The organism is Streptomyces sp. NPDC058796 (assembly GCF_042745235.1).
Classification (GTDB): Bacteria; Actinomycetota; Actinomycetes; order Streptomycetales; family Streptomycetaceae; genus Streptomyces.
Window position 1 is genome coordinate 428745 of sequence record NZ_JBHYOP010000008.1, and the last position, 6000, is coordinate 434744.

The window sequence follows — 6000 nt, forward strand, 5'->3', positions numbered from 1 at the left end:
TGAGGACTTGCCAGCACCCCTGCTGAGGGAGGTGCGCCTGATGCACAGCGCCGGCAGAACCAAGCCCCACCCCCACGACGACGCCCCCGACACGGCGGCGGCGTTCGACCGGCTCGCCGGGCTCCCCGAGGGCCCCGAGCGACAGGCACTGCGGGACGAACTGATCCGGGTCTGGCTGCCCATGTCGGAGCGGATCGCGGTCCGCTTCCGGGGCCGCGGCGAGAACCTGGAGGACCTCTACCAGGTGGCGGCCCTGGGCCTGGTCAAGGCCGTCGACCACTACGATCCGGCACGCGGCCACGCCTTCGAGGCGTACGCCGTGCCGACCGTGACCGGCGAGATCAAGCGGCACTTCCGCGACCACATGTGGACCCTGCACGTGCCGCGCCGCATCCAGGACCTGCGCAACCGGGTCCGCAGATCGGCGAAGGAGCTGGCGCAGACCACGCCGGGACGCGCCCCCACGGTCGAGGAGATCGCCGACCACGCGCAGCTGACCACGGTGGAGGTGCGTACCGGCATGGAGGCGCTGGAGTGCTTCTCGGCGCTCTCCCTGGAGGCGGAGATGCCCGGCACCGACGGGTACGCCCTCGGGGACGCGCTCGGCGGCCCGGACCCGGCCTTCGACGCGGTGGTGGACCGGGTGGCGGTCCGGCCGTGCCTGGAGGCGCTGCCCGAGCGCGAGCGCACCATTCTCTACCTGCGGTTCTTCGGCGGGATGACGCAGAGCCGCATCGCGCAGCAGCTCGGCATCTCCCAGATGCACGTCTCGCGGCTGCTCAGCGGCTGCTTCGACCGGATCCGGGAGGAGATCCTCGCGGAGGCCCGCTGACCGTCAGCCGGTCTGCGGCGGGGAGCCGGGGATCTGGGCCGGGGCGTGCCGGTCCAGGGCTTCTTCGAGAGCGGCCCGGATTTCCGGCGGCATCACTCCGGCGCGCCCCCAGATGAGTATCATTTCTGCCACATTGCGCAGTTTGATGTTCGTATGCTGGGAAACTTCCTTCAGTACGATCCACCCCTGGTCCGGGGTGACGCGGCCGAGGACCACGACCATTCCGATCGCCTGGTCGACGACGGCGTGCGAGACGACCGCCTCCTTCAGCTGCCTGACCTGTTCCTGCAGCTCGAAGATCTGGTCCGAGCCAAGGTCCGCGGGCATGGTCACCTCCGGGTCCGGCGGGTCACCGCCGCCTGTGCCGAGCGGTACGGCTCCGACGCATTCATCGTCGCCACATGTGCCGACCCGCGCCACTGGGCCGTCCGGGGCCGCTCCACCGCCGTTTCGGCGCCGCGCCCGGGGTACTCGACAGGCGCCCGCCGCACTCCCGGCCGGACACTGGTGTGGAGCCGGTGGCTGCCGGTGGACGAGACCAGGACGCGACTGCCATGAAACACGACATGCCCTTCCCCGCCGGCGGGGAGAGCCTCCTGTCCACGCACTCCGTGTACGGGGCTCCCTGCTGGGTGAGCCTGACCAGCCGTGATCTGAAGGTCACCGAGGAGTTCTACTCCGCCGTGCTGGGCTGGCAGTGGCGGCCCGCCAAGCTGGGCGAACCGTTCCGCATCGCGCTGGCCGACGGGGTGCCCGTGGCCGGGATCGCCGCGGTCGCCGGAATGTGGCAGATGGCGGTGGCGTGGACGCCGTACTTCGCCGTGCGCAGCGCGGACGAGGCGGTGTCGCGGGCGGCCGAGCGCGGCGGCACGGCCGCGGTCGGGCCGATCTCCCTGCCGCCCGGGCGGGCGGCCCTGCTGGCCGACCGGGACGGCGCGACCTTCGGCATCTGGGAGGGCGAGCTGTTCAGCGACTGGGAGACCTGGCGCGCCTCGCGCCCCGCATTCATCCGGCTGCACACCCGCGACGCCTTCGACGCCGCCATGTTCTACGGCCAGATCTTCGACTGGGCGGAGCCCGGCGGCTGCTGCGAAGTCGAGTACGAGGGCGACGAGGTGGTCCTGCGCAACCAGGGGGACGTGGTGGCGCGCATCGAGTCGGGCGCCCTGGAAGCGGCGCCCGATCCGGCCATCCGGCCGCACTGGCAGGTGCACTTCGCGGTCGAGGACGTCGCGGCCTGCGCCCGCGCCGCGGAGCGGCACGGCGGCAGCGTACTGTCGCTGGGCGACGACGAGGCCGTGTTGCGGGACACCGACGGCGCGCAGTTCACGGTGACCGCGCGCCGCTTCGGCGGCTGACCTCCTCACGGGCTGCTCACCGGCCGCCGCGGGACGGCCGGGAGAGCAGCACCAGGCTGCGCTGTTCGACGTGGACCAGGGTGCCCGCCTTGTGTTCCGCCTCGTCGGGGACGCCCTCCGGGTCCGCGGTGTCGATCAGGGTCGTCCAGCGCTCGCCGTAGGCGGCGTCGGGCAGCCGGAAGCCGCCGGGCTCCCAGTGGCTGTTGAGCAGCAGGATGAAGGAGTCGTCGGTCACGGGCCGGCCGCGGGCGTCCGGTTCGGCGATGGCGTCGCCGTTGAGGAAGACGCCGACGGTGTGCGCGTCGCCGCGCCGCCAGTCGTCGTCGGTCATCTCGCGCGCGTCCGGCCGCAGCCACACGAGGTCGGGCAGCGGCTGGTCCGCGTGGGTGACGGTCTCGCCGCGGAAGTAGCGGCGGCGGCGCAGCACGGGGTGTTCGGCGCGCAGCGCGATGAGGCGCCGGACGAAGTCCAGCAGCGCGCGCTGTTCGTCGTCCAGCCGCCAGTCGATCCAGGAGATCTCGTTGTCCTGGCAGTAGGCGTTGTTGTTGCCGCGCTGGGTACGGCCGAGTTCGTCGCCGTGGCAGAGCATCGGGATGCCCTGCGAGAGCAGCAGGGTGGCGAGGAAGTTGCGCTGCTGGCGGCCGCGCAGTTCCCGGACGGCCGGATTCTTCGTCTCGCCCTCCGCGCCGCAGTTCCAGGAGCGGTTGTGGCTCTCGCCGTCCCGGTTGCCCTCGCCGTTGGCCTCGTTGTGCTTGTCGTTGTACGAGACGAGGTCGCGCAGGGTGAACCCGTCGTGCGCGGTGACGAAGTTGACGCTGGCGCGCGGGCGGCGCCGGCTGTGCTGGTAGAGGTCGGAGGAGCCGGTCAGCCGGGAGGCGAACTCGCCGAGGGTGTGGTCCTCGCCTCGCCAGAAGTCCCGCACCGCGTCCCGGTACATGCCGTTCCACTCCGACCACAGCTGCGGGAAGTTGCCGACCTGGTAGCCGCCCTCGCCGACGTCCCAGGGCTCCGCGATCAGCTTGACGCGGCTGATGACCGGGTCCTGCTGGATGAGGTCGAAGAACGCGGAGAGCCGGTCCACCTCGTGGAACTGCCGGGCGAGTGTGGCCGCGAGGTCGAAGCGGAAGCCGTCGACGTGCATCTCGGTGACCCAGTAGCGCAGCGAGTCCATGATGAGCTGGAGGACGTAGGGGTGGCGCATCAGCAGGCTGTTGCCGGTGCCGGTGGTGTCGTAGTAGTGCTGCCAGTCGCCGTCCACCAGGCGGTAGTAGGAGGCGTTGTCGATGCCCCGGAAGGAGAGGGTGGGGCCCTTCTCGTTGCCCTCGGCGGTGTGGTTGTAGACCACGTCGAGGATCACTTCGAGGCCGGCCTCGTGCAGGGTCTTCACCATGGACTTGAACTCGGTGACCTGCTGGCCGCGGGTGCCGAGGGCCGCGTAGCCGTTGTGGGGCGCGAAGAAGCCGATGGTGTTGTAGCCCCAGTAATTGGACAGGCCCCGGTCCTGGAGGTGGCCGTCGTGCACGAACTGGTGCACCGGCATCAGCTCCACGGCGGTCACGCCGAGGGACGTGAGGTGGTCCACGATCGCGGGGTGCGCCAGCCCGGCGTAGGTGCCGCGCAGTTCCTCGGGAACGTCGGGGTGGGTACGGCTGAGGCCGCGCACGTGGGCCTCGTAGATCACGGTCTCGGAGTACGGGCGCCGGGGCGGGCGGTCGTCGCCCCAGTCGAAGAAGGGGTCGGTGACCACGCCGAGCATCGTGTGCCCGGCGCTGTCGCCCGGGTCGGCCTTGCCCCTGGCCCGCTCGAAGAGGGAGGCGTCGTTGTCCACCATCCCGTCCACCGCGCGGGTGTACGGGTCGAGGAGCAGCTTCCTCGGATTGCACCGGTGGCCCACGGCAGGGGCCCACGGACCGTGGACCCGGTAGCCGTAGCGCTGCCCCGGGCCGACGCCGGGCAGGTAGCAGTGCCAGACGAAGCCGTCGACGTCGGGCAGCGGGATCGTGCTGTGGGTGCCGTCGTCGTCGACGAGGACGAGATCGACGCGTTCGGCGACCTCGCTGAACAGGGCGAAGTTGGTGCCCTGCCCGTCGTACACGGCCCCCAGGGGGTAGGGGAGCCCGCTCCACACGGGCGCCCCCTTCCAGTTCGGCCGGGAGCGGGTCACCGGGCCTCCTCCAGAACGCCGTTCACGATGTCGGCGGGACGGCCCAGCCGGGCCATCGGCATGATCTCTCGCGGCACTTCGAGCCCCTCCTGGGTGATCGGTTCCGGCGCCGTCGCGACCAGCGGCACGCGCTCGCCGGCCCGGGCCCGCTGCGAGAACCAGATGACCTTGGCCCCCGTGTCGGCCGCGCAGCAGCCCCAGCCGTCGCTGGTCGCGGCGAGGTGCTGCAGGCAGGTGCGCAGGTCCTGGTCGGGACGGAGCGCGTGGTCGTTGCCCCCCACGGCCGTGATGAGGTGCTGGCGGTTCCACCACATCTCGATCGACGTGTTCTTGTCGCTCGCGTGCTCGTCGATCGCCCGGAGCAGCATCTCGGCTCCGGTACAGACGGGTTCGACGAGGTTCTCCAGGTCCCAGAACCGGAGGTGGGCGGCCAGGATGCGCCTGACCTGTCCGACCCGTTCCGGGCTCACTTCCACGTCGAGGTGGTAGTAGCAGGGCACTGCGGTCTTCATCGTCGTGGCTCCTCACCGCGAAGGCTCCCGCTTCTCCTCGTCCCTTGGGGGACGGGCTCCCCGAACACGAAGCGTGAGCGCTGATCGCTTCTGAGTCACTCCAGAGTGGGATCCGTAGCCCATTCGTGCAACACGAGAAATCAGTTGAAGATCCAACAAGACGGCGAGTCACCGTGCGTGCACCATGTGTGAAGAACTCGCTCGTCCGTACCGGACCGTCCGGAAGGTGACCGGCCATGCTGCTCCCTGCCAAGTCAGAGGTCGCCCGGCAGCTGCGGCTCTACCGCGCCTGGGAACGTTCGATGCTGGCGTCCCCCTCGGACGTCGCGGTCCGGGCGACCTTCGAGGACTCCGGCTACACCCTGTGCGTGCTGATGGGAAAACGGTGCGCCCGCGAGGCCGCGGAGGCGGCCGAGCGTTACCTGCGGACGAACCTGGTCACCGGTGCGCAGGAGCAGCCGGACCTGCTCTCCCCGTCGGGGCGGAAGACCCCCTCCGGCGCGGCTTGACCCAATCGGCCGGGCCGGCGCCCGGCCCCGAGCACGGCGGAGGTGAGAACGGATGAGCACGACCGTGGAGATCGGGCGTATCCCGGTACGGGACGTCCACCCGGTGGTGGATCACGGCAGGCGCCCGGCGAAGGCGGTGGCAGGAGAGACGTTCGAGGTCACCGCGTCCGTGTTCCGTGAGGGGCACGACGCGGTGGCCGCCAACGTCGTTCTGAAGGACCCGGAGGGCCGGCCGGGTCCGTGGACCCCGATGCGCGAGGTGGCCCCGGGCACCGACCGCTGGGGCGCCGAGGTCACCCCTGGCACCCCGGGCAACTGGACCTACCGGGTGGAGGCCTGGAGCGACCCCGTCTCCACCTGGCGGCGACACGCCCGGATCAAGGTGCCGGCGGGCATCGACACCGGCCTGGTCCTGGAGGAGGGCGCCGAGTTGTACCGGCGGGCCGCCGCCGGAGTGCCCAAGGACGCGGGGCGTGCCGTGGTGCAGGCGGCGGCCGAGGCACTGCTCGACGACACCCTCCCGGTGGCCACCCGGCTGGCGGCGGCGTTGACGCCGGAGGTGGACGCGGTGCTGGCCCGGCACCCGCTGCGGGAACTGGTCACCACCTCCGACCCGCTGCCCCTG

The 6000-nt window shown here is 71.3% G+C and carries 7 protein-coding genes; 4 read left to right on the plus strand and 3 right to left on the minus strand.

The genetic code is table 11. The features are described 5' to 3' along the window. Positions 1-40 precede the first annotated feature (40 nt). Complete coding sequence (locus ACFW47_RS22450; RefSeq protein ID WP_386288639.1) at positions 41-832, plus strand: SigB/SigF/SigG family RNA polymerase sigma factor; 792 nt, start codon at positions 41-43, stop codon at positions 830-832. A 3-nt stretch (positions 833-835) separates the two neighbouring features. Here ACFW47_RS22450 and ACFW47_RS22455 read toward each other — a convergent pair whose 3' ends face one another. Further along, positions 836-1159: an ANTAR domain-containing protein gene (locus tag ACFW47_RS22455; protein ID WP_386288565.1), complete on the minus strand. Its 324-nt coding sequence runs from the start codon at positions 1157-1159 to the stop codon at positions 836-838. A gap of 227 nt (positions 1160-1386) precedes the next feature. On the opposite strand from ACFW47_RS22455, the gene ACFW47_RS22460 reads away from it, so the two are divergent. Beyond that, positions 1387-2190 carry a VOC family protein gene (locus ACFW47_RS22460; RefSeq protein WP_386288563.1) on the plus strand — a complete coding sequence of 268 codons (804 nt, stop codon included), beginning with the start codon at positions 1387-1389 and terminating at the stop codon, positions 2188-2190. Positions 2191-2206: 16 nt separating this feature from the next. On the opposite strand, the gene glgX is transcribed toward ACFW47_RS22460, so the two are convergent. Together glgX and ACFW47_RS22470 are read right to left on the minus strand one after the other, a co-directional pair. Then, a complete protein-coding gene (gene glgX / locus ACFW47_RS22465; protein ID WP_386288561.1) occupies positions 2207-4354 on the minus strand; it encodes a glycogen debranching protein GlgX in 2148 nt (715 codons plus the stop codon). Then, the gene (locus ACFW47_RS22470) at positions 4351-4866 is read right to left on the minus strand and encodes a pep a2 (RefSeq protein ID WP_073730295.1); all 516 of its coding nucleotides are present in this window, start codon (positions 4864-4866) and stop codon (positions 4351-4353) included. Before ACFW47_RS22470 ends, glgX begins: the two co-directional genes overlap by 4 nt. A gap of 236 nt (positions 4867-5102) precedes the next feature. Between ACFW47_RS22470 and ACFW47_RS22475 the strand changes: the two genes are divergently transcribed. After that, positions 5103-5375, plus strand: coding sequence for a DUF5133 domain-containing protein (locus ACFW47_RS22475; protein ID WP_386288559.1), 273 nt, complete (start codon positions 5103-5105; stop codon positions 5373-5375). Positions 5376-5427: 52 nt separating this feature from the next. Beyond that, on the plus strand, positions 5428-6000 hold a 573-nt coding region (locus ACFW47_RS22480), incomplete at its 3' end, for a maltotransferase domain-containing protein (protein ID WP_386288557.1).

Coding starts and splice junctions, on each gene's coding strand:
- ACFW47_RS22470 (WP_073730295.1), bottom strand. CDS start 4,866: ATGAAGACCGCAGTGCCCTGCTACTACCACCTCGACGTGGAAGTGAGC.
- ACFW47_RS22455 (WP_386288565.1), bottom strand. CDS start 1,159: ATGCCCGCGGACCTTGGCTCGGACCAGATCTTCGAGCTGCAGGAACAG.
- ACFW47_RS22450 (WP_386288639.1), top strand. CDS start 41: ATGCACAGCGCCGGCAGAACCAAGCCCCACCCCCACGACGACGCCCCC.
- ACFW47_RS22475 (WP_386288559.1), top strand. CDS start 5,103: ATGCTGCTCCCTGCCAAGTCAGAGGTCGCCCGGCAGCTGCGGCTCTAC.
- ACFW47_RS22460 (WP_386288563.1), top strand. CDS start 1,387: ATGAAACACGACATGCCCTTCCCCGCCGGCGGGGAGAGCCTCCTGTCC.